General features: G+C 43.9%; 23 protein-coding genes and 1 pseudogene. 17 read left to right on the forward strand and 7 right to left on the reverse strand.

Going from position 1 to position 25,635, the window contains the following annotated elements; all coding sequences use genetic code 11:
* Positions 1 to 56 precede the first annotated feature (56 nt).
* Positions 57 to 1,466 carry an amidohydrolase gene (locus AB4232_RS11190; protein ID WP_372087120.1) on the reverse strand — a complete coding sequence of 470 codons (1,410 nt, stop codon included), beginning with the start codon at positions 1,464 to 1,466 and terminating at the stop codon, positions 57 to 59.
* Between the two features lie 249 nt (positions 1,467 to 1,715).
* Between AB4232_RS11190 and rnr the strand changes: the two genes are divergently transcribed.
* The 5 genes from rnr to rplI all read left to right on the forward strand — a co-directional run bounded on the left by rnr (position 1,716) and on the right by rplI (position 6,674).
* Entirely contained in the window at positions 1,716 to 4,217 is a 2,502-nt protein-coding gene (gene rnr, locus AB4232_RS11195) for a ribonuclease R (RefSeq protein WP_135382973.1), read from the forward strand.
* 159 nt (positions 4,218 to 4,376) lie between these two features.
* Positions 4,377 to 5,117: a 23S rRNA (guanosine(2251)-2'-O)-methyltransferase RlmB gene (rlmB, locus tag AB4232_RS11200; protein ID WP_009847889.1), complete on the forward strand. Its 741-nt coding sequence runs from the start codon at positions 4,377 to 4,379 to the stop codon at positions 5,115 to 5,117.
* Between the two features lie 292 nt (positions 5,118 to 5,409).
* Positions 5,410 to 5,823, forward strand: a complete 414-nt coding sequence (gene rpsF, locus AB4232_RS11205; RefSeq protein ID WP_004735855.1) for a 30S ribosomal protein S6 — start codon at positions 5,410 to 5,412, stop codon at positions 5,821 to 5,823.
* 132 nt (positions 5,824 to 5,955) lie between these two features.
* Positions 5,956 to 6,183 carry a 30S ribosomal protein S18 gene (rpsR, locus tag AB4232_RS11210; RefSeq protein WP_000090472.1) on the forward strand — a complete coding sequence of 76 codons (228 nt, stop codon included), beginning with the start codon at positions 5,956 to 5,958 and terminating at the stop codon, positions 6,181 to 6,183.
* Positions 6,184 to 6,221: 38 nt separating this feature from the next.
* Complete coding sequence (gene rplI / locus AB4232_RS11215; protein ID WP_009847890.1) at positions 6,222 to 6,674, forward strand: 50S ribosomal protein L9; 453 nt, start codon at positions 6,222 to 6,224, stop codon at positions 6,672 to 6,674.
* A gap of 200 nt (positions 6,675 to 6,874) precedes the next feature.
* Here rplI and AB4232_RS11220 read toward each other — a convergent pair whose 3' ends face one another.
* Positions 6,875 to 7,756: a DUF481 domain-containing protein gene (locus tag AB4232_RS11220; protein ID WP_372087121.1), complete on the reverse strand. Its 882-nt coding sequence runs from the start codon at positions 7,754 to 7,756 to the stop codon at positions 6,875 to 6,877.
* Between the two features lie 175 nt (positions 7,757 to 7,931).
* Between AB4232_RS11220 and AB4232_RS11225 the strand changes: the two genes are divergently transcribed.
* From AB4232_RS11225 to AB4232_RS11235, 3 genes are read left to right on the forward strand one after another with little or no spacing between them, the layout of a single operon-like run.
* Positions 7,932 to 9,323 carry a replicative DNA helicase gene (locus AB4232_RS11225; protein ID WP_009847892.1) on the forward strand — a complete coding sequence of 464 codons (1,392 nt, stop codon included), beginning with the start codon at positions 7,932 to 7,934 and terminating at the stop codon, positions 9,321 to 9,323.
* 6 nt (positions 9,324 to 9,329) lie between these two features.
* On the forward strand, positions 9,330 to 10,415 hold the full coding sequence (gene alr / locus AB4232_RS11230; protein ID WP_017097257.1) for an alanine racemase: 1,086 nt from the start codon (positions 9,330 to 9,332) through the stop codon (positions 10,413 to 10,415).
* A 51-nt stretch (positions 10,416 to 10,466) separates the two neighbouring features.
* Complete coding sequence (locus AB4232_RS11235) at positions 10,467 to 11,672, forward strand: BamA/TamA family outer membrane protein (protein ID WP_372087124.1); 1,206 nt, start codon at positions 10,467 to 10,469, stop codon at positions 11,670 to 11,672.
* Between the two features lie 119 nt (positions 11,673 to 11,791).
* Here the strand turns inward: AB4232_RS11235 and AB4232_RS11240 are convergent, their stop codons facing one another.
* Positions 11,792 to 12,211 carry a secondary thiamine-phosphate synthase enzyme YjbQ gene (locus tag AB4232_RS11240; RefSeq protein ID WP_009847895.1) on the reverse strand — a complete coding sequence of 140 codons (420 nt, stop codon included), beginning with the start codon at positions 12,209 to 12,211 and terminating at the stop codon, positions 11,792 to 11,794.
* Positions 12,212 to 12,537: 326 nt separating this feature from the next.
* Between AB4232_RS11240 and pgi the strand changes: the two genes are divergently transcribed.
* A complete protein-coding gene (pgi, locus tag AB4232_RS11245) occupies positions 12,538 to 14,190 on the forward strand; it encodes a glucose-6-phosphate isomerase (RefSeq protein WP_009847896.1) in 1,653 nt (550 codons plus the stop codon).
* A 138-nt stretch (positions 14,191 to 14,328) separates the two neighbouring features.
* Here the strand turns inward: pgi and AB4232_RS11250 are convergent, their stop codons facing one another.
* On the reverse strand, positions 14,329 to 14,790 hold the full coding sequence (locus AB4232_RS11250; protein WP_009847897.1) for a chemotaxis protein CheX: 462 nt from the start codon (positions 14,788 to 14,790) through the stop codon (positions 14,329 to 14,331).
* 17 nt (positions 14,791 to 14,807) lie between these two features.
* Positions 14,808 to 15,263 (reverse strand): zinc uptake transcriptional repressor Zur, encoded by a 456-nt coding sequence (gene zur, locus AB4232_RS11255; protein WP_012603115.1) that lies wholly within the window; start codon positions 15,261 to 15,263, stop codon positions 14,808 to 14,810.
* 215 nt (positions 15,264 to 15,478) lie between these two features.
* On the opposite strand from zur, the gene AB4232_RS11260 reads away from it, so the two are divergent.
* Positions 15,479 to 15,634: a hypothetical protein gene (locus AB4232_RS11260; protein ID WP_372087122.1), complete on the forward strand. Its 156-nt coding sequence runs from the start codon at positions 15,479 to 15,481 to the stop codon at positions 15,632 to 15,634.
* Between the two features lie 22 nt (positions 15,635 to 15,656).
* On the opposite strand, the gene AB4232_RS11265 is transcribed toward AB4232_RS11260, so the two are convergent.
* On the reverse strand, positions 15,657 to 17,414 hold the full coding sequence (locus tag AB4232_RS11265; RefSeq protein WP_372087123.1) for an ATP-dependent endonuclease: 1,758 nt from the start codon (positions 17,412 to 17,414) through the stop codon (positions 15,657 to 15,659).
* A 113-nt stretch (positions 17,415 to 17,527) separates the two neighbouring features.
* A pseudogene (locus tag AB4232_RS11270) lies at positions 17,528 to 17,725 on the reverse strand (tyrosine-type recombinase/integrase); the annotation flags it as partial.
* 221 nt (positions 17,726 to 17,946) lie between these two features.
* Here AB4232_RS11270 and dusA point away from each other — a divergent pair.
* From dusA to AB4232_RS11305, 7 genes are all read left to right on the forward strand, one after another.
* Positions 17,947 to 18,948: a tRNA dihydrouridine(20/20a) synthase DusA gene (dusA, locus tag AB4232_RS11275; protein ID WP_009847903.1), complete on the forward strand. Its 1,002-nt coding sequence runs from the start codon at positions 17,947 to 17,949 to the stop codon at positions 18,946 to 18,948.
* 253 nt (positions 18,949 to 19,201) lie between these two features.
* Positions 19,202 to 19,423, forward strand: a complete 222-nt coding sequence (pspG, locus tag AB4232_RS11280) for an envelope stress response protein PspG (RefSeq protein WP_009847904.1) — start codon at positions 19,202 to 19,204, stop codon at positions 19,421 to 19,423.
* 135 nt (positions 19,424 to 19,558) lie between these two features.
* On the forward strand, positions 19,559 to 20,281 hold the full coding sequence (locus AB4232_RS11285) for a TIGR04219 family outer membrane beta-barrel protein (protein ID WP_080518003.1): 723 nt from the start codon (positions 19,559 to 19,561) through the stop codon (positions 20,279 to 20,281).
* 222 nt (positions 20,282 to 20,503) lie between these two features.
* Positions 20,504 to 20,734, forward strand: a complete 231-nt coding sequence (locus AB4232_RS11290) for a hypothetical protein (RefSeq protein WP_004735813.1) — start codon at positions 20,504 to 20,506, stop codon at positions 20,732 to 20,734.
* Positions 20,735 to 20,857: 123 nt separating this feature from the next.
* The gene (locus AB4232_RS11295; RefSeq protein WP_371703549.1) at positions 20,858 to 22,723 is read left to right on the forward strand and encodes an assimilatory sulfite reductase (NADPH) flavoprotein subunit; all 1,866 of its coding nucleotides are present in this window, start codon (positions 20,858 to 20,860) and stop codon (positions 22,721 to 22,723) included.
* Positions 22,723 to 24,450 (forward strand): assimilatory sulfite reductase (NADPH) hemoprotein subunit, encoded by a 1,728-nt coding sequence (gene cysI, locus AB4232_RS11300; RefSeq protein WP_009847907.1) that lies wholly within the window; start codon positions 22,723 to 22,725, stop codon positions 24,448 to 24,450. The genes AB4232_RS11295 and cysI overlap by 1 nt, the downstream gene beginning before the upstream one ends.
* Positions 24,443 to 25,219 carry a phosphoadenylyl-sulfate reductase gene (locus AB4232_RS11305; RefSeq protein WP_102250087.1) on the forward strand — a complete coding sequence of 259 codons (777 nt, stop codon included), beginning with the start codon at positions 24,443 to 24,445 and terminating at the stop codon, positions 25,217 to 25,219. The genes cysI and AB4232_RS11305 overlap by 8 nt, the downstream gene beginning before the upstream one ends.
* The last annotated feature ends 416 nt before the right edge of the window (positions 25,220 to 25,635 follow it).

A 25,635-nucleotide genomic window follows, 5' to 3' on the forward strand; every position in this document is an offset into this window, starting at 1 on the left:
TACCTATGAGGCCTTTTTTGATCTGAACGGAAAACCGTTTATTTCATTCGATGACGTTACTGAACAACTTCACCAGATTCAATTACCGTCTTACGAACGACTTTGGTGAAATCGAGTGCTTCTTGGCGAATTTGATCTTCATCGACGGTTAGCATGTCGCGATCTTGCATGATGATCTTGCCATCAACGATGGTGTGACGAACGTTACCCGAGTTAGCTGAGTAAACTAATGCAGAGTATGGGTTGTACACAGGAACCATGTTTGGAGCCTTGGTGTCGATCACTATGATGTCGGCTAGTTTGCCTGCTTCAAGAGAGCCGATCTTATCTTCCATGTGTAGTGCTTTTGCTGCGCCCATTGTTGCCATGTCGATCACTTTGATCGGCGGCATTGCAGCACGATCTTTATTCACCAATTTGTGAACCTTAGCGACTTGGTTGAACTCATCAATGGTGCTCAATGTGTTACCAGACATTGGGCCATCAGTACCTAAACCGATACGTACATTTTCGTCATACATCTTAAGCGCAGGTGATACGCCTTTTGCTGACTTGATGTTGGCACTCATGTTATGGGCCACGCCCATATCTGATTTTTTCACTAGCTCGATATCATGATCGTCTACTAGGATCATGTGTGCGCCAACTAAGTTTTTGTTTAGTGCACCAATGCTGTCCATGTATTGAACTGGAGATAAACCTTCAGCTCGTTTTGCAATTTTTTCTTCTTCACGATGAGATTCAGCTAAGTGAATCATTACTGGAACATCAAGTTCTAGAGAAAGCTTTGCTACTTTTTGAAGGACTTCGGTTGTGTTTGTGTAAGGGGCGTGAGGAGCAAATGCAGGCGTAATACGCGGGTGATCTTTATATTCTTCAATAAAGTTTAAAGCGTATTTAATACCTTCTTCTGCGTTTGCTGCATCAGCCACTGGGAATTTGATTACTGTTTCGCCTAATACTGCGCGCATACCAATTCTATCAACAGTTTTAGCGACTTCGTCTTCAAAGTAGTACATATCAGCGTAAGTAGTTACGCCACCTTTTACCATTTCAACGTTACCAAGGTTAGCGCCTATACGAACCATATCGCGAGATACTAACTTAGCTTCAAGTGGGAAGATGTAGCGGTGCAAGCGATCAGGCACATCATCGGCCAACGAACGGAAAACCGTCATGGATACATGAGTATGAGTATTGATGAGACCTGGCATTACGATATCGCCATCAACGTCTAGCACTTGTTTAGCTTGGTACTGCTTCTCTAGTGAAGCATCGCCAACCGCAATGATTTTGTTGTCTTTGACCACAACAGTGCCGCTCTCGTAAACCGTTTTTTCTTGGTCCATGGTTAGAACCATGGCATCGGTTATCATCAGGTCAGCTTTTTCCATTGCTGAACTAGCAAATGGAAATAGAGCTAGGCTTGCCATCGCTGAAGCCAATAGGGTGCGTTTTAGTTTCATATCAATACTCAGAACAGGTGTTGTTAAAGTGTGTGGATAATAGTGTATTTCATTCATGGCGCAAACGTTTGTTTTATCGTTTGCTTGAAATTTTGATGATAGTCCGCGTCTATGAAGTGATGTTTCACAAAGTGAAGATATGTATCAATCTTAGGTTATTTTAGGCTTTTCCAAAGCATATCTGTAGCTTACCTCTAGCATCAGATATACTAGGGGTAATATACCTTCCTTGCTTAAGCAGGCCCGCCTATGTCAAAAAACACACCAATGTCAGAAAACACGACAGCGACAACCACTGTTGATCCTTTTGCCGACCGAGAGTCGAAAAATTACGAAAACCCAGTACCAAGCCGTGAGTTCATTATTTCGTTTCTAACAGACGCGAATATTCCTATGAACCGCAACGATCTATTCGAAGCTTTGGGTTTGGCTGGAGAGGAACAATATGAAGGGCTGCGTCGTCGTTTACGTGCAATGGAACGTGATGGACAGCTTATCTTTACCCGTCGTCAGTGTTACGCATTGCCTGAGAAGATGGAATTGATTAAAGGCTTTGTGATTGGTCATAAAGATGGTCATGGTTGGGTACGCCCAGACGGCAGTGTGGGTAAAGACAATGATATCGTGCTGCCGCATCATCAGATGAAAACCATCATGCACGGTGATTACGTATTGGTTCAGCCGACTGACAACAGTAAGCGTGGCCGTCGTGAAGGCCGTTTGGTTCGTGTGCTTGAAGAGCGTAAAACGCCACTTGTTGGCCGCTTCTTCCTAGAGTACGGCCATTCTTATGTGGTTGCTGATGATTCGCGTATTAGTCACGACATCCAGATCCCAACTGAGCATAAAGGCGGTGCTCGAATGGGGAATGTGGTTGTGATTGAAATTACGGACCGTGGTGGTCGTTCTCGTAACATGATGGGTAAAGTGACCGAAGTTCTTGGTGAGAATATGGCTCCGGGTATGGAAACGCAGATCGCGATTCGTACTCACCAGATCCCACAAGAGTGGCCTGAAGCGGTAGATAAGCAAATCGTAAACCTCGGAGAGCATGTTCCTGAAGAAGCAAAAGAAGGACGTGTTGATCTACGCAAACTCCCATTGGTTACGATTGATGGCGAAGATGCGCGTGACTTCGATGATGCGGTTTACTGTGAAGCGAAGAAAGGCGGCGGCTGGCGCCTGTGGGTAGCGATTGCTGACGTAAGTTACTACGTTCGCCCAGAGACAGCGCTAGACAAAGAAGCGATTAACCGTGGTAACTCGGTATACTTCCCGTCACAAGTTGTCCCAATGCTGCCAGAAGTACTTTCAAATGGTTTGTGTTCATTGAACCCTCAAGTCGACCGTTTGTGTATGGTGTGTGAGATGACTATCTCAGACAAAGGTAAACTGTCAGGCTACAAGCACTATGAAGCAGTCATGAATTCTCATGCTCGTCTTACTTACAACAAAGTAGGCGCGATCTTAGATGGCAATGAAGAGTTACGTGAACGTTACGAACCAGAAGTACCACATCTTGAAGAGCTTCATAAGATGTATAAGGTGCTTAAGAAAACGCGTGACGAACGTGGTGCGATTGAATTTGAAACGGTAGAAACTAAGTTTATCTTCAATGCGGATCGTAAGATCGACCGTATTGAGCCAGTAATCCGTAACGATGCACACAAGATCATCGAAGAATGTATGATTCTTGCGAATATCGCATCGGCCTCTTACGTAGAAAAAGCGAAAGAGCCTGCTCTATACCGTGTTCACGATACTCCGGGTGAAGAGCGCTTAATGGGCTTCAAGAGCTTCTTAAGTGAACTAGGTTTAACGCTGGAGGGTGGCCTGTCGCCATCTCCGGTAGACTATGCACAACTGATGCAGCAGATTAACGAACGTGAAGACCGTGAGTTAATCCAAACTATGCTGTTGCGCTCAATGAAACAAGCGGTATACAACGCGGACAACGCGGGTCACTTTGGTCTAGCTCTTAAACGCTATGCTCACTTTACCTCGCCAATTCGTCGTTACCCAGATTTGCTATTGCACCGTGCGATTAAGTACCTTATTGCGAAAGAAGAAGGTCGTAACAGCGAGCGTTGGACGCCAACCGGTGGTTACCACTACACTTTCGATGATATGGACTTCTACGGCGAACAGTGTTCAATGACTGAGCGTCGTGCTGATGATGCTACACGTGAAGTGAACGACTGGCTGAAATGTGAATACATGCAAGACCATGTTGGCGAAGTGATGGATGGCGTGATTGCCAACGTGACTGGCTTCGGTTTCTTTGTGCGTCTAACGGAACTGCACATCGATGGTCTGGTACATATTTCTGCGCTAGCGAATGACTACTACCAATTTGATGCTGTTGGTCAGCGTCTAGTGGGTGAAAGCTCAGGTAATATCTACCGCTTGGGTGATTCGGTTAAAGTGAAAGTTTCGGCGGTTAACTTAGAAACTCGTCAAATCGACTTTGATTTAGAAGACACCGATCGTCAGCCGCGTGGTAAAGGTAAAACAGCCAAGAAGCGTGCAGCTGAAGCGATGAAAAAGGCGAAAAGCAAGAAGCGTTCAGCGGTGAAGAGCAATAAGCCGGGCGTACCTGCAACGCCTTTAGTTGAACCGACTAAGCGACCTGATGGAAGTAGCGAAAGCTCAGCTAAGAAGAAAAAGCCAGCGAATAAAACAGGTGCTGCTAAAGCTCGTGCGAAGAAAAAGCGCGCAGCAAGCCGTAAGCCAAAGGCTGATAAGTCTTAAGTTATAGTCACTACAGTGACGAGTAGCGCTTAAACGTCTAACGAATTTAAATGCGAGAGTATCAGGCGGAAGATGCATGCTCTCGAAATAAACAATACAGAGATGGGTGCATCGGGTTTGATGACATTCATCTCTGAGCAATAAGAGTAACCAGAGACAATGAGTAACGAATTTATTTACGGTATTCACGCGGTGAAAGCCGTACTAGAAAAAGATCCAGCGCGCTTTATTGAAGCGTACGTGCTTAAAGGTCGTCAAGACGATCGTCTTCTTCCATTACTGAATCAACTGCAGCAATTTGGTGTGTCGATTCAACAAATGGGCCGTAAGCCGCTTGATGAAAAAGCACAGGGTGCAAATCACCAAGGTCTTATTGCTAAGGTGAAGCCTGCTAAGCAGCTTAATGAAACTCACCTAGACGATATCCTAGCGCAGCACGAACAGCCTCTGCTGTTGGTTCTAGACGGTGTAACAGACCCTCACAACCTAGGTGCTTGTCTGCGTAATGCGGATGCCGCCGGTGTTGCTGCTGTTATCGTACCGAAAGACCGCTCTTCGCCGCTAACGGCAACGGTAAGCAAGGTAGCGTGTGGTGCGGCTGAAACCGTTCCTCTAGTACGTGTAACCAATCTCGCTCGTACAATGCGTGCTCTGCAAGAGCAGGGTGTATGGTTTGTGGGTACCGCAGGTGAAGCAACGCATGATATCTACCAAGCGAAGTTAACAGGCCCTCTTGCTGTGGTTATGGGTGCTGAAGGTGACGGTATGCGTCGTCTAACGCGTGAAACCTGTGATGATCTGATTAAGATCCCAATGGCTGGTAGCGTGTCGAGCCTGAACGTTTCAGTAGCATCGGGCATCTGTCTGTTCGAAGCGGTACGTCAGCGTTTAGCTCAATAGCGTTAAGCTGAGTAAAAAGACAAAGCGACTTTAAGTCTATGAATTTATTAACGCTCACCACTTGCTGGTGGGCGTTTCTTTTTAGGGCCTAGAGTGACAAATTGACAGAATCACAGATGGCTAGATGGCGAAAGAAAAACTGTTTCATTATTAGCCAAATACCGCTTGCCAATACCGGGTTCTTTCTATAATATTTGCCGTCCTTAAAACTCGGTCATTTTTCTTTAGTTCCTTGCTTCCCTTGGACGACCGAGCCTTTCGTGGAAGCTAATAATCCGTAAGGAGCAACCAAATGCGTCATTATGAAATCGTATTCATGGTTCACCCTGATCAAAGCGAGCAAGTTGCTGGCATGATCGAGCGTTACACTGGTTCAATCACTGAAGCTGGTGGTACTATCCACCGTCTAGAAGACTGGGGCCGCCGTCAAATGGCTTACCCAATCAACAAACTTCACAAAGCTCACTACGTTCTTATGAACGTTGAAGCTGGCCAAGAAGTGATGGACGAGCTAGAAACTGCTTTCCGTTTTAACGATGCAGTTCTACGTAACATGATCATGCGCACTAAAGGCGCTGTGACTGAGCAATCTATCATGCTTAAGCAAAAAGAAGAGCGTGCAGAGCGTGCTCCTCGTCGTGATGACCGTGAAGAACGTGCACCACGTCGTGAAGAAGAAGCTAAGCCAGAAGCTGCTGCTGAGTAATTCTTTTTTGGCCTTTTAGGTCATTAAATTTTATTCAACTCGTTTAGGTATTCTCACTACAAGCATTTGCTTAGACTTATTTATAAGTTCGTGTGAGTACCGCATTATTAAATTTAGATCAGGAGATAGCCCATGGCTCGTTTCTTCCGTCGTCGTAAATTCTGCCGTTTTACTGCAGAAGGCGTACAAGAGATTGACTACAAAGACGTAGCAACTCTAAAAAACTACATCACTGAAGCTGGTAAAATTGTACCTAGCCGTATCACTGGTACAAGTGCTAAATACCAACGTCAGCTAGCTCGCGCTATCAAGCGTTCTCGTTACCTAGCACTACTACCGTACACTGACAAGCATCAGTAATCGGTAATAGTTAATAATAGTTTAAGAGGACTAAGATAATGCAAGTTATTCTACTTGATAAGATCGGTAACCTAGGTGGCCTTGGCGACCAAGTAAACGTTAAATCTGGTTACGCTCGTAACTTCCTTATCCCACAGGGTAAAGCAGTTATGGCAACTAAAGACAACGTTGCTATGTTCGAAACTCGTCGTGCAGAACTAGAAGCTAAAGTTGCTGAGCAACTAGCTGCTTCAGAAGCTCGCGCTGAGAGCGTTAACACTCTAGAAGGCGTTACAATCGCTTCTAAAGCTGGTGACGAAGGTAAACTATTCGGTTCTATCGGTACTCGTGACATCGCTGACGCTATTACAGCGGCAGGTGTTGCAGTAGCTAAGAGCGAAGTACGCCTACCTGAAGGCGCTCTACGTAACATCGGCGAATTCGAAGTAAGCATCCAACTTCACTCTGAAGTTTTTGCTACTGCGAAAATCGCTATCGTTGCAGCTGAGTAATTTCAGTACCAAGACGAATTCTTTCTTTTGAAAGTTTTAAACACCAGCTTCGGCTGGTGTTTTTTTATGTCTGCAATATGAGTTTTAAGCTTTTTGGAACAGCGACTATTGCAGGAGTAGAAAGCACTAGAGAGGAGGGGCTTACATAGTAAAAAACGAGGGTGTTCTTTATCGATACATCGTTCTACCCGCTCTCAAATTTAGAATTGAAAAAGTAGATTTACAGACAGTACGGAATCTTCTTTGTTCAACCCTTCAGGTACCTTGTCGTGGTACTGTCGAGAGTGAGCAATCTTCAGTGCGATATTGTCGGTAATATCGTTGATGGCTTCTAATTCAGTATCAAATTTTAGGTTGCTGTGGCCAGACACCAACGTTACATCGGCTTTGAGCTTCAAATTTTTCAATACCTGCCATGATGTATTTACATTGCCACGGAAAATCGCTTCTTCAACGATCTCAGGGAAGATGATGTCATCATCGTCTATTTCATCAAGGTTCGGTTCTTGGTAACGAAAACCCGGCCCCACTTCGACCTCCAGCACAAACTCTTCTGTATTCGAAAACTGATAACCTAAACCGCTAGAAACGGTGTAGTCCTTAAAATAAGCACTGTATCGTGAATCGACCCCTTTAAAGCTGCCATAGAGGTAGGTTTTCGGACTTAACTTGTAGTCACTCTGAGCAGAATATGTCGATTGCCTTTTATCTTCTTCGCCATCTTTGTAGAGATTGTAATATTTCCATTCGCCACTGGTTCTATGACGGCCAGCCGTGTACTCACCGTTCAGGCGTGCATTCAGCGATCGAGAATCAGAATTACCAGTATGCGACTGATATCCAAATTCGACTTCAGTATTCAGTGGGTTCGGCAGTTCTGTGTCACTCGAATCACTCGGTGCGATATCCATATCTTTTTCAGGTGTCGGTGCAACGACGATCGGCTCAGCAGCAGGTTCTGGTACCACTATCGAGTCGAGGATTGCATCAACAGAGGCTTTAGCATCATCCGCTAAGGCCGACGGAGTGCTCAGGAGACCGATGCTTAGAAGACCAGTGCTCAGAGCCAATAATTTGGACACGCATACCTCAGTTATACAGTGAATGAATGGAAGGATCGTAATGCTACCTTTGGTTAATTCCGTCAGCAATAGGTAAATTCTTGCTGAAGAATAAAACAAACTCATAGGATCGGATTACAAACGGATGTTCTTGGGTATAATGAACGATCATTATTAGTTATTGAGTGTAGTCATAGTGGATACCAAAAGTCAGAAATCAGCCAACGATCAGGTGGACGCCATCAAGGTCCCGCCACATTCATTAGAAGCTGAGCAATCTGTTATTGGCGGTTTGTTATTGGATAACGAACGCTGGGATACGGTGGCCGAAAAGGTTGTGGCCAAAGACTTTTATAGCCGTCCTCACCGTCTGATCTTTGAAGCGGTAAAGGATATCCTTGAAGAAAGCTCTCCTCTGGATCTTATTACACTCTCTGAACATTTAGAGCTGCGTGAGCAACTTGAAGAAGTGGGTGGCTTTGCTTACCTTGCTGACCTAGCGAAAAATACACCAAGTGCGGCAAACATCAATGCCTATGCAGATATCGTGGCACAACGTGCATTGGTGCGTAGCCTGATTGGTGTAGCAAATGAAATTGCGGATTCTGGTTATGACCCTCAAGGTCGTACATCGGAAGAACTTGTTGATCTTGCTGAGAGTAAAGTTTTCGCGATTGCCGAAGGCCGAGCAAGTGAAAATGAAGGTCCACAAAACGTTGATAGCATTCTAGAGAAGACGCTAGAACGTATCGAAATCTTATATAAATCGCCACAAGATGGTGTGACAGGTGTCGATACGGGTTTCAACGACCTCAATAAGAAAACGGCAGGCCTTCAGGGTTCTGACTTAATCATTGTTGCTGCGCGTCCATCGATGGGTAAAACCACGTTTGCGATGAACCTATGTGAAAACGCAGCAATGAAGCAAGACAAGCCAGTGTTAATCTTCTCGCTAGAGATGCCAGCTGAACAGCTGATGATGCGTATGCTTGCATCACTTTCTCGCGTAGACCAAACCAAGATTCGTACCGGTCAGTTAGACGATGAAGATTGGGCTCGTATCTCGTCGAGTATGGGTATTCTGATGGATAAGAAGAATATGTATATCGATGACAGCTCGGGTCTAACGCCAACAGAAGTACGTTCTCGAGCTCGACGAATTGCTCGTGAGCATGATGGTATCTCTATGATCATGATAGATTACCTTCAATTAATGCGTGTACCTTCGTTATCTGATAACCGTACTCTAGAGATCGCCGAGATTTCTCGTTCATTGAAAGCGCTAGCAAAAGAGCTCAACGTACCAGTTGTGGCACTTTCTCAGCTTAACCGTTCCCTAGAGCAACGTGCTGATAAGCGCCCAGTAAACTCGGATTTGCGTGAATCAGGTTCGATCGAGCAAGATGCCGACTTAATCATGTTCATCTATCGTGATGAGGTTTATAACCCCGATAGTTCATTGAAAGGCATCGCTGAGATCATCCTTGGTAAGCAACGTAACGGTCCGATCGGTTCGGTTCGTCTTACATTCCAAGGTCAACACTCCCGATTTGATAACTATGCAGGTCCTGCATTTGATGATGAGTAATCACTAATGACTTACATGAAAGCAGCGACGGCGAGTATTGACTTAAACGCGCTTGAACATAACCTGAACCAGATAAAGTCGAAAGCTCCTCATTGCAAGGTAATGTCTGTTGTGAAAGCCAATGGCTACGGACATGGCTTACTGCATATTGCCAAGCATTCAAAAAGCTCTGATGCTTTTGGTGTGGCGCGTATTGAAGAAGCATTACAGCTTCGTGCTGGTGGCATTGTTAAACCTATTTTGTTGCTAGAAGGGTTTTATTCTTCGGGTGATTTGCCAATCTTGGTGACCAATAACATCCAAACAGTCGTGCATTGCGAAGAGCAATTAAGCGCGCTAGAGAATGCAGAGTTGGAAACACCTGTTGTGGTTTGGCTAAAAGTCGACAGTGGTATGCATCGCCTAGGTGCTCGTCCTGAGCAATACCAAAACTTTGTTGAGCGCTTACATCAATGTGCGAATGTCGCTAAACCTCTGCGCTACATGAGCCACTTCGGTTGTGCTGATGAACTTGATAGAGCAACCACCGTTGAACAGACCGAGCTTTTCTTATCGCTCACCGACGGTTGTGAAGGTGAGCGTTCACTTGCTGCTTCTGCGGGTCTATTAGCTTGGCCAGACAGCCATCTTGATTGGGTTCGCCCGGGAATTATCTCTTACGGTGTTTCTCCTTTTGCTGATAAATCAGCGCAAGATCTTGGCTTTTATCCTGTAATGACCTTGACCTCGCACCTGATAGCCGTTCGTGATGTTAAAGCGGGTGAAAGTGTGGGTTATGGCGGTAACTGGACCAGTGAGCGAGATACCAAGGTTGGTGTGATCGCGATAGGTTATGGTGATGGTTATCCTCGCACTGCTCCTAACGGCACTCCAGTATTCGTTAACGGCCGAAAAGTACCGATCGCAGGACGTGTATCAATGGACATGCTAACGGTTGACCTTGGCCCTGATGCGGCAGATAAAGTCGGTGATGAAGCAACATTATGGGGTAAAGATTTACCTTCAGAAGAAGTCGCAGAACATATCGGCACTATCGCTTACGAGCTGGTCACTAAGCTGACTTCGCGTGTTGCGATGGAGTACGTGAAGTAGCTAATGCGAAGTAACTAAATGTGAAGTAACTATGGATCCTATAAGTAAATGATGTTCATACGAACGACTCGATACTGGTTAATGTCTGCAATGGCATTACTTGGTGTCAGCTTGTCTTCTCCCGCTGTGAGTGAAGAAAAAGATTCAGCCTTTGTTCCTTTCTATTTTAGTACTGAAACCATGGGTAATACCTTTGGGGTTGCTGGTGTCGCAAAGGGTGTTTGGCAACCTCAAGCCGCTCTGTTTGGCATGGCGCTTTATTCAGATAAAGACAGCTACGTCGGTTTCTTATCAGCCTTTAACTTCGCACTGTCTGAGAACGTATTGTTCAGTACTCAGATGTACCAAGCTCGCTTTAACGAAAACCCGTATTACATTGGCTCTCAAGGCGATAATGATTCATCCATTGATGATAAAACCATTGCCGACGGCTTAGAAGAAAACTATCAGGTTGAGTTTAAGTATCTGCTGCCTTGGGGCAATGTTGCAGAGCATGGCTTGTTAGGGGCTTTCCAACCCATCAAAGATGTGAGCTTTGCTTCCCCATTAGAGTCAGGTGTCAGTTCGATTGTCTTTACGCCTTTCTATACGGCTCGTGAGCTAGAAGGCTTAAACAATAGCGAACAAGCGACAGGTTTTAGTTTGGCGTTTGATTGGGATAACCGTGATAGCACACGCAACCCAACCAAGGGGTCTCATACCAATCTTGAGTTTACTACCGGCGCTGAAAGTTGGTCTAACGATGACTTATGGCTGAAGTGGACATTCCAAAACAGTCAGTATTTTGCATTGGGGCCTTTGGGGAACTTGTTCGACCAACAAGTCGTGGCATTTGATGTCTATACCGCTGACACACCTACGTGGGGCAACTGTTCAGGGCAAGATTGTGCTCGTCCACCGGAAACAGAGCAAGCTCGACTCGGTGGCTTATATCGCTTAAGAGGTTATACCGGAGGCCGTTACCACGGTCGTTCTGCTATTCACTACTCTGCGGAATATCGAGTGCTTCCTGATTGGCAACCACTGGGCGATATCCCACTGATTAACTACTACGATTTGCCTTGGTGGCAGTGGGTGGCGTTTGCTGAAGTCGGGCGTGTTGCTGATGAGTACGATATCAAAACACTGCACACAGACATGAAATGGAGCCTAGGCGGCGCAGTTCGTTTCCAGGTTGAAGGCATTGTTGTACGTGCTGAATTAGCGCGAGGCGGTGATGAAGGGACCTTTAGGGTTATGATAAACCAGCCTTTCTAATTCTGGTTTTACCAACTTGACTCTCTTATATTTTTAAAGGGTGACACATAACTGTGTCACCCTTTTTGTTTTCTACCATTATGTTTGTTAAGCGGTGTTTCACTGTTGATGACTTAACGTTACTCACCTTGTATGGTCGCAATAACGGTACGACTTCCGCCACAATCTCGGTGTTCACCTAAGTAAATGCCCTGCCATGTCCCTAATGCTAGACGACCATTGGTAATCGGAATTGTCACACTGGTGCCAAGTGTCGATGCTTTAATGTGAGCGGGCATATCATCATCACCTTCGTAGGTGTGCTTGTAGTAGGGGGCTCGTTCGGGCACAAACTTATTAAAGTGTGATTCCATATCGGTGCGGACGGTCGGGTCTGCGTTCTCATTTAGCGTAAGGCTAGCAGAAGTATGCTGAATGAATAGATGTAATAAACCAACAGACAGTGAATGGATATCGGATATCTGTTGTTCAATTTCATCAGTGATGAGATGAAATCCACGTTTTTGTGCGTGTAGGTGTATCGTCTTCTGAATCCACATACGCCATCCTCTATAATGTATTTGGAAAAAAAGTGGTTTAACGCTATCTTTTGAACTTGAATTTATCAGCTTTCGCTCACATTTAATGATGTGAGCGCTAGAGTCAGTACCGATTCTGCTATCAGGAAATCTAATTCTGATTTATCTCAAGGTACCGCTCTTCATATGCGGCATAATACGTCGTGAAAAAAAATTACAAAGAATCTTTCAGTGGTGATGCGATTTGGTCATCATAGAAAAATATAAACTTTCGCCTAATCGGGGGTTCTATTCATCACTTTGGTGACGTCTAGAATAAAACCTACAGTAACATCGGGATAGATACCATGTTGAAAAATATCAACCCAACGCAAACACAAGCGTGGAAAGCTCTAACTGCACATTTTGAGTCTGCTCAAGATATGGATATGAAAGAGCTATTTGCTCAAGATGCAAAGCGTTTCGAGAGCTTTTCTACTCGTTTCGGTTCAGACATCTTAGTGGATTACTCTAAGAACCTTATCGACGCTGAAACTATGCAGCACCTATTCGCTCTTGCGAACGAGACTGAAGTTAAGTCTGCAATCGAAGCAATGTTCGGCGGTGATGCAATCAACAAGACTGAAGGTCGTTCAGTTCTTCACACTGCGTTACGTAACCGTAGCGACAAGCCAGTAATGGTTGATGGCAAAGACGTAATGCCAGCAGTGAATGCAGTATTAGCAAAAATGGAACTGTTCACACACCGTATCGTTTCTGGTGAGTGGAAAGGTTACACAGGTAAAGAGATCACTGATGTAGTCAACATCGGTATCGGCGGTTCAGACCTTGGTCCATACATGGTAACTGAAGCACTTACGCCATACAAAACTCGCCTAAACATGCACTTTGTTTCTAACGTAGACGGCACTCACATCGTTGAGACACTTAAGCCTCTTAACCCAGAAACAACACTGTTCCTAGTGGCATCTAAGACATTTACCACTCAAGAAACAATGACGAACGCACACTCTGCGCGTGATTGGTTCTTGGCTGAAGCGGGCGATTCAGCACACGTTGCTAAGCACTTCGCAGCACTATCAACAAACGCGGCTTCAGTTGCTGAGTTTGGTATTGATACTGACAACATGTTCGAATTCTGGGATTGGGTAGGCGGTCGTTACTCACTATGGTCAGCGATCGGTCTTTCTATCTCACTATCTATCGGCTTCGATAACTTCGCTGAGCTACTCGATGGCGCACATGAGATGGATAACCACTTTGCTTCAACGGAATTTGAAAGCAACATTCCAGTGATCCTTGCGTTAATTGGTGTTTGGTACAACAACTTCCACGGCGCTGAGTCAGAAGCAATTCTACCTTACGATCAATACATGCACCGTTTTGCTGCTTACTTCCAGCAAGGTAACATGGAATCTAACGGTAAATTCGTTGACCGTGAAGGTAACCCAGTAGAATACCAAACAGGCCCTATCATCTGGGGTGAACCTGGTACAAACGGTCAGCACGCGTTCTACCAACTGATTCACCAAGGCACTAAGCTGATCCCATCAGACTTCATTGCTCCGGCTATCAGCCACAACCCAGCATCTGATCACCACCAGAAGCTAATGTCTAACTTCTTTGCTCAAACTGAAGCGCTAGCTTTCGGTAAGACAAAAGAGACAGTAGAAGCTGAATTCCTAGCGGCTGGCAAAACAGCTGAAGAAGTTGCTGAGCTAGTACCTTTCAAAGTATTTGAAGGTAACCGCCCAACGAACTCTATTCTTGTTAAGCAAATCAACCCTCGCTCTTTAGGTAACCTAATCGCGATGTACGAGCACAAGATCTTCGTTCAAGGCGTTATCTGGAACATCTTCAGCTTCGACCAATGGGGCGTAGAACTTGGTAAGCAACTAGCAAACCAAATTCTTCCAGAGCTTGCAGACGATGCACAAGTAACGTCTCACGACAGCTCTACTAACGGTCTAATCAACGCATTTAAAGCGCTGAAAGCTTAAGACTGTTTAAGTAACACCAAGTAATAACTGTAAACGCCAACCTTTCGGTTGGCGTTTTTTATGTCCGTTGATTTTACGGCAATAAAAAAGGCTGACGTATGTACGTCAGCCTTTCGCTTTTTATTTACTCGATTGTCTCTATTCGAAACAGATCTCGATGAAAGCATTACCCCACTGAGATGAGAAAGGCATGATGATGATTGCGCCTTCACACTTGTGACGAATAGTATGGCCTTTACCTGAAACCACGATTGGCGTTGCCATATCGAAGTCAAAGCCGCTTTCTGCAAGAATACGCTTTGCGCCACCGGTTACCATGTTAGTGATTTCACCCACCATGTCGGTCACTTCTTCGTTCAAACCGTTTGGTCGTTCACCTAGCATGTTTTCCATGATTTCTAGAGCAAGCCCTTCATCAAAGGTGATCGACATTGAGCCACGAGACTGTGTACCAACCATACCAATTAGGCCGGACACATCACCACGAGCGATTTCATCTTTCTTCACTCTTGGTTTCTGAGGCTTTAATTCTAGAGATGCCATCGTTTTTAGTACGTTCATCAAAGAAGCTAAAAACGGGTTTACAAATTCAGCGCGCATAATGTTCTTCTATAATCTTATTCTTTCATTTCGGAGGAGCAAGTTTGGCAAATGCCATGTGATTCAATGACATGGTTGGTCAACTTGAATCCATGCTGCTCGGCGTTACTCGCGAGTAGGGCGACAAGCGCATCGTCTTGTAATTCTATCACAGTGCCACATTTATCGCAGATCAGTAATTGGGAAAAATGCGTGTTGGCATTGCAAGAGCAGCAGCATATAAAGCTATTCGTTGACTCAACTCGGTGAATGAACCCTTGCTCTAACAAAAAATCCAAAGCGCGATAAACTGTAGGAGGCTTGGCTTGCGGTTCACTGACTTTCAATTGCTCTAATAATTCATAAGCACTGGAGGCTTTTTTATTAGATAGGATAAGCTCAAACACTCGCTTTCTTTGGGGTGTTAGCCTAACACCTCGCGATACGCATATCCCTTCAACTTGCTCTATTAATGTGTGGTCCAAATTTTTCACCGTTCAATCAAACATCCCCATTCAGCCCCTATTGCTAGGTAACCTTGTTTGAGGAGACATTGATTTTATTAAAGTCAGGTACAGAGCGTATTGTGACCTACGACTTTGAATAAGACAAGGTAACTCAAAACGACAGTGTGACTCAAGGCATAACTGATTAATCAAGCTGAATTAGAGATCTGGTGAATGAGTTTGAAAATATCAAGTGCAACAATATGCTTATTGGGCGAAAGTTCTCAATCGACATTGGCCTGTCATCGGCTAAAAAGGGTTTAGGTATCACACTCAAAACTGATGTTAAGTGGCTGCGTCTAATGATGGAGAAGATGGATGAGCGTTTGACGAGGTTGGAAGATAAAAGCCCTCTTTAGGAGGGCTGTTAGGAGATATGGATTAGTTCTCTTCGACCAATTGCTGTAAAAACTGTATATGAATATCGTCCATACTGTAGTTTTTGTCATCGCAGCATTTTAAGATCTCAGTGCACAAAAACATCTTTAGGCCGTCGTCTTTGATGCTCAGAGGAGTCTTTTCAGAGTTTCTGTGTGCACAAATAGTCTGGCAATAATCGAGGATTGGTTGATGTTGATACGCGGTTTTAAATCGGTCTCTTTGATATTGCTGAGTGATCGTTTTATAGCCTTTACGCTTAAGAACTTTATTCATACCATCGAATAGCATTTCTAATGGGAGAAAGTCTTCAACACACCAAGCTAGCTTTTTGTTAGCTTTCTCCGCTTGTTTACCATCAGAACGTGGATAAAATATAGCTTCTACTTTGATGTTTTTATATTTAACTTTTGATATTGCAGCCTGTTCTAACCTTCCTGCGTCATCATAATCTAGAACAACAATAAAGACTGGAGTGAAAGTCAGGTCTTCAGATGATTGGTCATAGTACCTTAAGTAGCTTGCCATCTTGTTTGCGCTTCCAGCACTAATGACGTTAGCACCAGTATCTAGGCCTGAATCTAGGAGATACTCTAAATATCTTTTGTCGGTTTCACCTTCAACTAATATGTTGTGGGGGAATATTGACCAACTATCACCTGATTCGATCCCCAAGTGTTCCATGATTTTCTTTGCTTTATGTGTTGGCGAGGAAAACACTACAGGCTTCGTATCTTTTTTGACAAAAGACTGATGTTTCTTTCGTTCGTAAATCTTGTCTTCATAAGTTAGTTTGAAAAGATGTGTGTTTGATAAATCAGTCAAATCAACAAAATGCTGAGAGTGGGTTGTTAATATGGTTTGCTCATTTGATTGTTGAGAGTGTTGTTTTAAAGATTTGAATAATTTCTTTTGAAGGCGTGGTTGCAAAAATACTTCAGGTTCATCTAGTGCCCAAATAACATTTTTGTCTGTGTTTTTTCCAATGTATTTCATTAGTGACAGGAGTACTAACCTTTGGGCGCCGCTTCCTTTCGAACCGATATGAAGATCATTTCCATCATCAAGTGTTATCTCTGTCATATTGGCTACAGCATCGCGTAGTTTATTGAATTCTGCGAAAGATATCTTGATTCTTGGAGCTCTTTCATAGAAGTCGTTACTCACGATTTTTTCCATTTCAAGATTGAGCTCTTTTTCAATATCGTTAAGGGCGTGTTGAGCCTCTTCTTGAAATGTTCTGAGTGTCTCCAGTGGCTTGGATTGTTTTCCTCTTTTGCTATCTAGCTTCAACAACCCTTCGGAGGAAAACAGGTGAGACACAATTTTAGGCATGTTGATGTTGTTTGAACGAATGAAAATGTAGTCAAAAGTATCAACAATACTTTTAAATATAGCTTCAGAAGTTATTGGAGCGCCTTTGTCATAAGTTACTTTATATGTAATCTGACCTTTTTTATCAAAACGAACCTCAGCTTTACATTTACCTTTTTCAGTATCGAAAGTTGCAGCTAGGTTAGTGAAGTTTCCGGCACCACCACTTCCATAGGTAATATGGTGCGGAATATCGTTTGGTGGATAATGGGTTACGCTAGAATCGCTAATATGGTTGAAAAAGAGGTTAAATGCTTCTAGAACATTAGTTTTCCCAATATTGTTCTCACCACACAATATAACAGGTGCACTGTTTGAAATATCAAAGCCTACATTTAGTAGTGAGCGGTAGTTCTTTACTTCAAATCTTATTAGGTTGTACTTCATGATTTTATGCTTGGTTATTGGGCTATAGTCAGTTAGAGCAGTAAGTTACTCTTATCTTGACGCTTTTTCTATTTACTATGCAATTTGTGTGGGAAGAGTTGCGTATAAACTTGCTAAAGGATGTTTAGGTTTCTATGCCCTGTTACTTGGGCAACTTCTTAAATCGAGTAGCCCTTTTCAAACAAACGACTAGCTCCCTCTCTTCGTAGGTCGTGATACCTCAAATCTTCAATACCTAACTCATTTCTCACTCGCTGAAAACCTGCACTAACACTTCGTGAGTTGTACGGGAAAATAAGTTCGTCTTTGTTCCTGAATGTTTTCGATTCCCTGTGTATAATCGCCGAATTATTTTTGACTACAATGTCCACTGTGAAGCGTGATTCACCGCTTTGAAGTGTTCTTTTTAATGCTAGATGCCTTCGTTCCACTCCAGCAATACGTACTATAGGCGTAGTGAGTGGGTGAGCTTGCGGCAGAACTAGCGAGTTTCTGTATATATATGCAGTGTATAGATTTTGAGTAACGCTTTATGAAACCTGACAATACCAGTAAATACGCGGCTAACCGCTTATCCGTTGCACCCATGTTGGATTGGACTGACCGCCACTGTCGTTACTTTCACCGTTTGCTATCTCAGCAGACGCTTCTGTACACGGAAATGGTCACAACTGGTGCGATCTTACATGGTAAGGGCGACTTTCTAGAGTATAACGAGCAAGAACACCCATTAGCACTTCAACTTGGTGGTTCAAACCCGGTTGATTTGGCGGCTTGTGCCAAGCTTGCTGGTGAGCGTGGCTACGATGAAGTAAACCTAAACGTAGGTTGTCCTTCAGACCGAGTTCAGAATGGTCGCTTTGGTGCTTGCCTAATGGCTGAGCCTGAGCTGGTGGCAGATTGTGTGTCAGCGATGAAAGAAGTCACGGATATTCCAATTACGGTGAAAACACGTATTGGTATCGACGACCAAGACTCTTACGAGTTTCTGACCAAGTTTGTTTCTACTGTTTCTGAAAAGGGCGGTTGTGAGCAATTTACTATCCATGCTCGTAAGGCGTGGTTGAGTGGCCTTAGCCCGAAAGAGAACCGTGAGATCCCACCGCTAGATTACGATCGCGCGTACCAAATCAAGAAAGACTTCTCAGATCTTGTGATTGCGGTAAATGGTGGTATCACAACATTAGAACAGACTAAAGAGCACTTGCAGCACCTTGATGGTGTGATGATCGGTCGTGAGGCATACCATAGCCCGTTTATCTTGGCTGAAGTTGATCAGCAGATCTTTGGTTTAGACACGCCAATCAAGAAGCGTTCACAAGTGGTTGAAGAGATGTACCCGTACATTGAGCGTCAGCTTTCGAATGGAGCGAGCCTTGGTCATATCTCTCGTCACATGCTTGGTTTGTTCCAAAGCATGCCGGGCGCAAGACAATGGCGTCGTTACATCAGTGAGAATGCACATAAGAAAGGCGCGGGCATTGAGGTGATTCAGACGGCATTGGCTAAGATCCCTAAAGAGCTAAACGTATAGACACCCTCAAGATTAAAGCAAAAGCCAAAAGCTAAGAATTAAAAGTTAGAAGCTTAAGGTTTAAATAACAAGGCTAAATTCGCCATTAGAGGCTAAATTTACCATTGTGAGTTTCCGAAAAGCCACGCATGAAGATGTGTGGCTTTTTATTTGCTTGATAAATAAGGAGTTTGTGGTTGTAGCTAACTTGGTATGGAAGCTGCAATGTTAGAAAGTAGGAAAGATAGGTCATGAACTCATTAGGGAGACCATTATGTTTGAATTAATCTTTGTTCTTATTTTCGTCGCAACTTTACTCGTTACTGGTATTACGTTTATGACGGTACTAGCGGCAACCGGAATCGCGTTAGCGGTCATGCTGGTCTTAGGTATGATGGGCGTTGTGTTTAAACTGCTGCCTTGGCTGATCGTGATTGCAGTGGGTGTGTGGTTTTTCAAAAACTATGTACACAGCTCTAACCAAAGACGTTATTAAGGTCATCGTGTCGTCAAATCTTTACTCGTCAGCGGTTTATCGTTTTAGAATTTAAGATGTGTGGTAGAATTTTCCCCAATAATCTATGAATGTGCATACAATTAGCACAACGATATGGAATTGGAGCTATCTCAAATGAATAAAATGCCATTAATTGCTTTAGTGGGAATGCTTTCTTTAAGTTCGGCTGTGTCCGCTGAAGAAGAGTTTTCTTACACGACTAAGATCGGTGCTGATATGTGGTGGGGAAGTACAAAGCTGAACGAAGCTAGGTCGAGTGACTCAAACTCACCTTCGTTGTATTTCGCATTTGAGCATAATGCCCCTAAGCTGCCAAATGCGAGTTTCCGCTACTCTACTGTTGATACAACATTGTTAGCGTTTGATAAGTATGACTACACGTTCTACTACACAATGTTGGATCACAAGTTGATGAACTTCGATGCGGGTGTGACATTTACTCAGTATGCGAACTCACATTACAAAGATCCGTACAGTTCGAAAACGACAAGTTTTGATGAGTTTACTTGGAGCTTCTACGGTAACGCAGAAATCAATGTCCCTAATACTCAGCTTGATATCATTGGTACGATGGAATTTGGTGATAGCAACGGTATTAAGAGTACCGATTTGATGGCGGGTGTTCAGTACCGTATTCCAGTGGCAGATACTGAAATAGCACTTCGTGGTGGCTATCGTGTGATCGACCTTGATTCCGACAAATTCTTCTCTTCAGAGCTGAATAAACCTCTTGAGACGGACAAAGAACCTGATCCGTTAGATGACCCAAAGCCAGGGCCACCTAAATCATTTGTTATGGTTGATGGTTGGTTTGCTGGCGTAGAAGTACGCTTTTAGGCAATTAAAACGAATCTAGAACGAAATTTAAGAACGTCACTTTATTAAGTGGCGTTTTTTTATATCTATTGGTTATACCCAAGCATCTTGAAGTTACTTGGGTATATACTTTTCTGGAATTAGTTAGCACATTCATCACTTTCGACCATCCTTAATACAGAGACCTAATTAGCGTCTATTCTTATAAGGTCTATGTTGTGAGGTCAAAGCAAGGGATGGAATATGACACTCAATGAATTACGAAATTTATATCGAGAAAATCTGTTGGTTGAAGCGATCATAGAGCCCTCAATTCAAGAGGGGTCTTGGGTTGTGGAGTTTCGCCATATGGGAGGCGGCTTTGTTTTGCTTACTGATGTTCATGGTGAAGAGTGCCATTACGCGGATTTAGACCTAGCATCTAAGTCGGCAATGGCGGTTGGCTTTCAACAAGTTCGTATTGAAAACCAGTAACTCAATTGACGTTTCAATCGGTTTTTACTTCCAAAAAGTTATAAAACATACTTTTCTATTCTTTCTTGTTATTAAAAGGAGTGGTTAATCTATCGTCACGCAATGATTAGGGATGTCGTGACCATGTCTTTAAATAAGAAAGAGTCTTCACAAAATAATAATGCACAGTCTGGGGCTAATGAGTTACCTGGGCTAGCAGCACCACTTAATGACCAACAATTGGGTCATCTTCAGCAAACTGTTTCTGAATTATCTTCTCAACAACTGGCATGGGTCAGTGGTTACCTTTGGGGTGTGAGCCAAACTCAGCCTGTGGGTGCCGCCGCGCCAATCGCTCAAGCAGCCGCTGCAGTAGCCGCAAAACCTGCGGGTAAACTCAGCATTATCTTCGCATCCCAAACCGGTAATGCGAAAGGTGTCGCTGAATCGCTTGAAGCAGAAGCGAAAGCCTTAGGGATTGCCGTCGAGCTTTTTGATGCAAGTGATTATAAAGGTAAGAACTTAGCCAAAGAGACACACGTCATTTTTGTAGCTTCAACCAATGGTGAGGGCGAAGCCCCTGATAACGCTATTGAGTTGCATGAATTCCTTCAATCGAAGAAAGCGCCAAAATTATCAAACCTACAATACGGTGTGATCGGTTTAGGTGACTCAAGCTATGAGTTCTTCTGCCAAACGGCTAAAGACTTCGATAACTTCCTCGCTAAGCTTGGTGCTAAATCGTTTGTCGACCGTCTTGATTGTGATGTTGATTACGAAGAGTCAGCAACGCAGTGGCGCGCTAAAGCATTAGAGCAAGTAAAAGAGACGCTATCGACAGGCACTGAAGCCGATGTAGTTCAGTTGCCCGTCGGTCAAGCGGCTGCCGGTCATTCGCAATACACCAAACAAAACCCATACACAGCGACACTGTTAACGAGCCAAAAGATCACCGGTCGTGATTCGGGCAAAGATGTTCGTCATATCGAGATTGATCTTGATGAGTCGGGTATTACTTACCAACCGGGTGATGCGCTAGGCGTATGGTTTGAAAACAGTTCAGAACTCGCAAATCAGATTCTTTCTAAGGTTGGGTTGTCTGGTATCGAAAGTGTCGATGTCGATGGTGACAACTTGTCTGTGCATAGCGCACTCGTCAGCAAATTTGAGATTACCTCTTCAAACCCTCAGCTAGTGACTAAGTTTGCTGAGCTTTCGGGCAGTAAGAAGTTAATTAAGCTGGTGGAAGATAAAGACAAGCTTCGTGAATACGCGGGTAATACTCAAGTTGTCGATGTTTTAGCTGAGAAGAAAACCAAGCTATCGGCTGATGAATTGATTGGCCTACTACGTAAGTTAACTCCACGTCTCTACTCTATTGCGTCAAGCCAAGCAGAAGTAGATGAAGAAGTTCACTTGACGGTTGGTCTGGTTGAATACCAAAAGGGCGATGAATCTCGTCTGGGTGGCGCTTCAAGTTTCTTAGCTCAACGCCTTGAAGAAGGTGGTGAAGTGAAGGTGTTTGTAGAGAACAACAATAACTTCAAACTGCCGCAAGACGACAACACACCAATCATCATGGTTGGCCCGGGTACAGGTATCGCACCTTTCCGTAGTTTTGTTCAAGAGCGTGAAAACAATGACGCTGAAGGTAAAAGCTGGTTGTTCTTTGGTGACCGTACCTTTACTCAAGATTTCTTATATCAAGTTGAATGGCAGAGGTATCTTAAATCTGGTGCATTAACCAAGCTTGATGTTGCGTTTAGTCGTGATCAAAAAGAAAAGGTTTATGTTCAAGACCGATTAATTGAGCAGGCAGAGCAGGTTTGGCAATGGCTTCAAGAGGGCGCGTACCTCTATGTATGTGGCGATGCAACTCGAATGGCAAAAGATGTTCATGAAGCGTTAGTTACGATAGCGGAAAAACATGGCAATCAGAGCCGCGAACAAGCTGAACAATATATTAATGATTTACGTAAAGCGAAACGTTACCAAAGGGATGTGTACTAATGAGCAAGCAAGTAATAGAGCAAGAAGTGCTAGGTCAAGTACTGGGACCTTTGGCTGACAATGAACGTCTGAAGCGTGAAAGTAAAAACCTTCGCGGTACGATTGAACAAGATCTTCAAGACCGTATCACTGGTGGTTTTACTGCTGATAACTTTCAGTTGATCCGTTTCCACGGTATGTATCAACAAGATGACCGTGATATTCGTAATGAACGCACCAAGCAAAAGCTAGAACCTTTACATAATGTAATGCTGCGTGCGCGTATGCCTGGTGGGATCATCACTCCTAAGCAGTGGTTAGCGATTGATAAATTCGCAGATGAAAGCACCTCTTATGGTTCTATCCGTCTAACAACACGTCAAACCTTCCAGTTCCACGGTGTATTGAAGCCGAACATTAAGTTAATGCACCAAACGCTAAACAGTATTGGTATAGATTCAATCGCTACTGCGGGTGACGTAAACCGAAATGTTTTGTGTACCACAAACCCGGTTGAGTCCGAGCTGCACCAAGAAGCTTATGAGTGGGCGAAAAAGATCAGTGAACACCTATTACCTAAAACTCGTGCTTATGCTGAGATCTGGTTAGATGGTGAAAAGCTCGCAACAACAGATGAAGAACCTATCTTAGGTAGTAACTACTTACCACGTAAGTTCAAGACGACGGTTGTAATTCCTCCACAAAATGACGTAGATGTTCATGCTAACGATCTTAACTTCATCGCGATTGCTAAAGACGGAAAGCTGGTGGGCTTTAACGTATTAGTGGGCGGTGGTCTTGCAATGACGCACGGCGATACTTCTACTTATGCACGTAAAGCTGACGACTTTGGTTTTGTGCCATTAGAGAAAACGTTAGATGTAGCGGCAGCTGTTGTGACGACACAACGTGACTGGGGTAACCGTTCGAATCGTAAGAATGCCAAAACCAAATACACACTAGACCGTGTTGGTATTGATGTATTTAAAGCAGAAGTAGAAAAACGTGCAGGCGTTGAGTTTTCTGAAAGCCGTCCTTATGAGTTTACTGGCCGTGGCGATCGTATCGGTTGGGCGGAAGGCATTGATGGTAAGCACCACTTAGCGTTATTCATCGAAAATGGTCGTTTGCTTGATTTCCCAGGGAAAGCGCTGAAAACAGGTGTTGCTGAAATAGCGAAGATCCACAAAGGTGACTTCCGCATGACAGCGAACCAAAATCTCATTGTTGCAGGTGTACCTAAGAGCCAAAAGGCACAAATTGAAAAGCTGGCACGTCAATACGGTCTGATGGATGATGCCGTTTCAGAACAGCGCAAGAACTCAATGGCGTGTGTGGCATTCCCAACATGTCCGTTAGCAATGGCAGAAGCCGAACGTTTTCTTCCTGAGTTTGTAACGGATGTTGAAGACATTCTGAAGAAACACGGATTACCAGAAGAAGATAACATCATCCTTCGCATCACGGGTTGTCCAAACGGCTGTGGTCGTGCAATGTTGGCTGAGTTGGGTTTAGTCGGTAAGGCGCCGGGGCGTTACAACATGCACTTAGGTGGCAACAAAGCCGGAACTCGTATCCCGAAGATGTATAAAGAGAACATCACTTCAGCTCAGATCTTAGAAGAGATTGATTCGCTGGTGGGACGTTGGGCTACGGAACGTAACGACAATGAAGGGTTCGGTGATTTTACAATCCGAGCTGGCATCATCGAAGAGGTGATCATTTCAAAGAGGGATCTGCATGCATAATTCTGTCGCTTCAAAATTGAAGTTAGCAGAGCTACTCGCATTGACTAAGACGGAGCAGATACTTCGTCTTGGACAAATTAATGCTGAGTTAGAACAGCTAACCGCATTAGAAAGAGTGAAGTGGGCTCTAGAAAACTTAGAAGGAACACATGTGGTGTCTTCTAGTTTCGGAATCCAAGCAGCATTGATGCTGCACTTAGTGACTCAAGCCAAACCCGATATTCCAGTTATTCTGACAGACACCGGGTACCTATTCCCAGAAACGTATCGCTTTATAGATGAGTTAAGTCAGAAGTTGACTCTAAACCTTCAAGTCTTTCGCGCACAACAGAGCTCTAATTGGCAAGAAGCGCAATATGGCAAACTTTGGGATCAAGGTATAGAAGGGATAGAGAAGTACAACAAGCTTAATAAAGTTGAACCGATGAGAAGAGCGCTGGATGAACTAGAGGCTGGCACTTGGTTTTCAGGGTTGCGAAGAGAGCAATCTCAATCGCGCGCAAACTTGCCTATCTTATCTATCCAAAATGGTGTGTTTAAGTTCTTGCCAGTAATTGATTGGACAAATAAAGATGTTCATTATTACTTAGAAGAGCATGGTCTCAGTTACCACCCACTTCGCGAGCAGGGGTACCTTTCTGTTGGAGATACTCATACGACTAAGAAATGGGAACCGGGTATGACTGAAGAAGAAACCCGGTTCAATGGCCTAAAAAGAGAATGTGGTCTCCATGAAGACGATGGAGAGCAATATGGCTCTGGGATTTAGACTCATTGCCATTTAAAAAGCTGCCATAAGGCAGCTTTTTTGTTTTCTAGGATGAAAATTAGAGCAGTTGTGGATAAGTCTGTGGTTATTCTGTAGGTACTTTGTAGTTAAACTTGCACAAATAAGGCTTTGAGTGTTTATTCGTCATCTAACCGTTATTTTTGCAATTTTCGGCAATAAACACTTGCCAATGTGAGGAACATCTCTATAATGCCGCCTCACTGACACGGTAGACGCCACAAGGCTTCAGCGAAGAATGTTAGTAAGGCAACTAGCTTTAAGCGATAATTCGCTTCTACTTTTAGAAAGTAGAAATTAATTTTCAAAAGTGTTTGACACTGAGAATTAAAACGCTAGAATGGCCGCCTCTTCCGAAGTGATGTAAGTCACAACGAAGAGAAGCTCTTTAACAATTT

This window comes from Vibrio sp. 10N.286.46.A8, from assembly GCF_041470165.1.
Lineage (GTDB): Bacteria > Pseudomonadota > Gammaproteobacteria > Enterobacterales > Vibrionaceae > Vibrio > Vibrio tasmaniensis_A.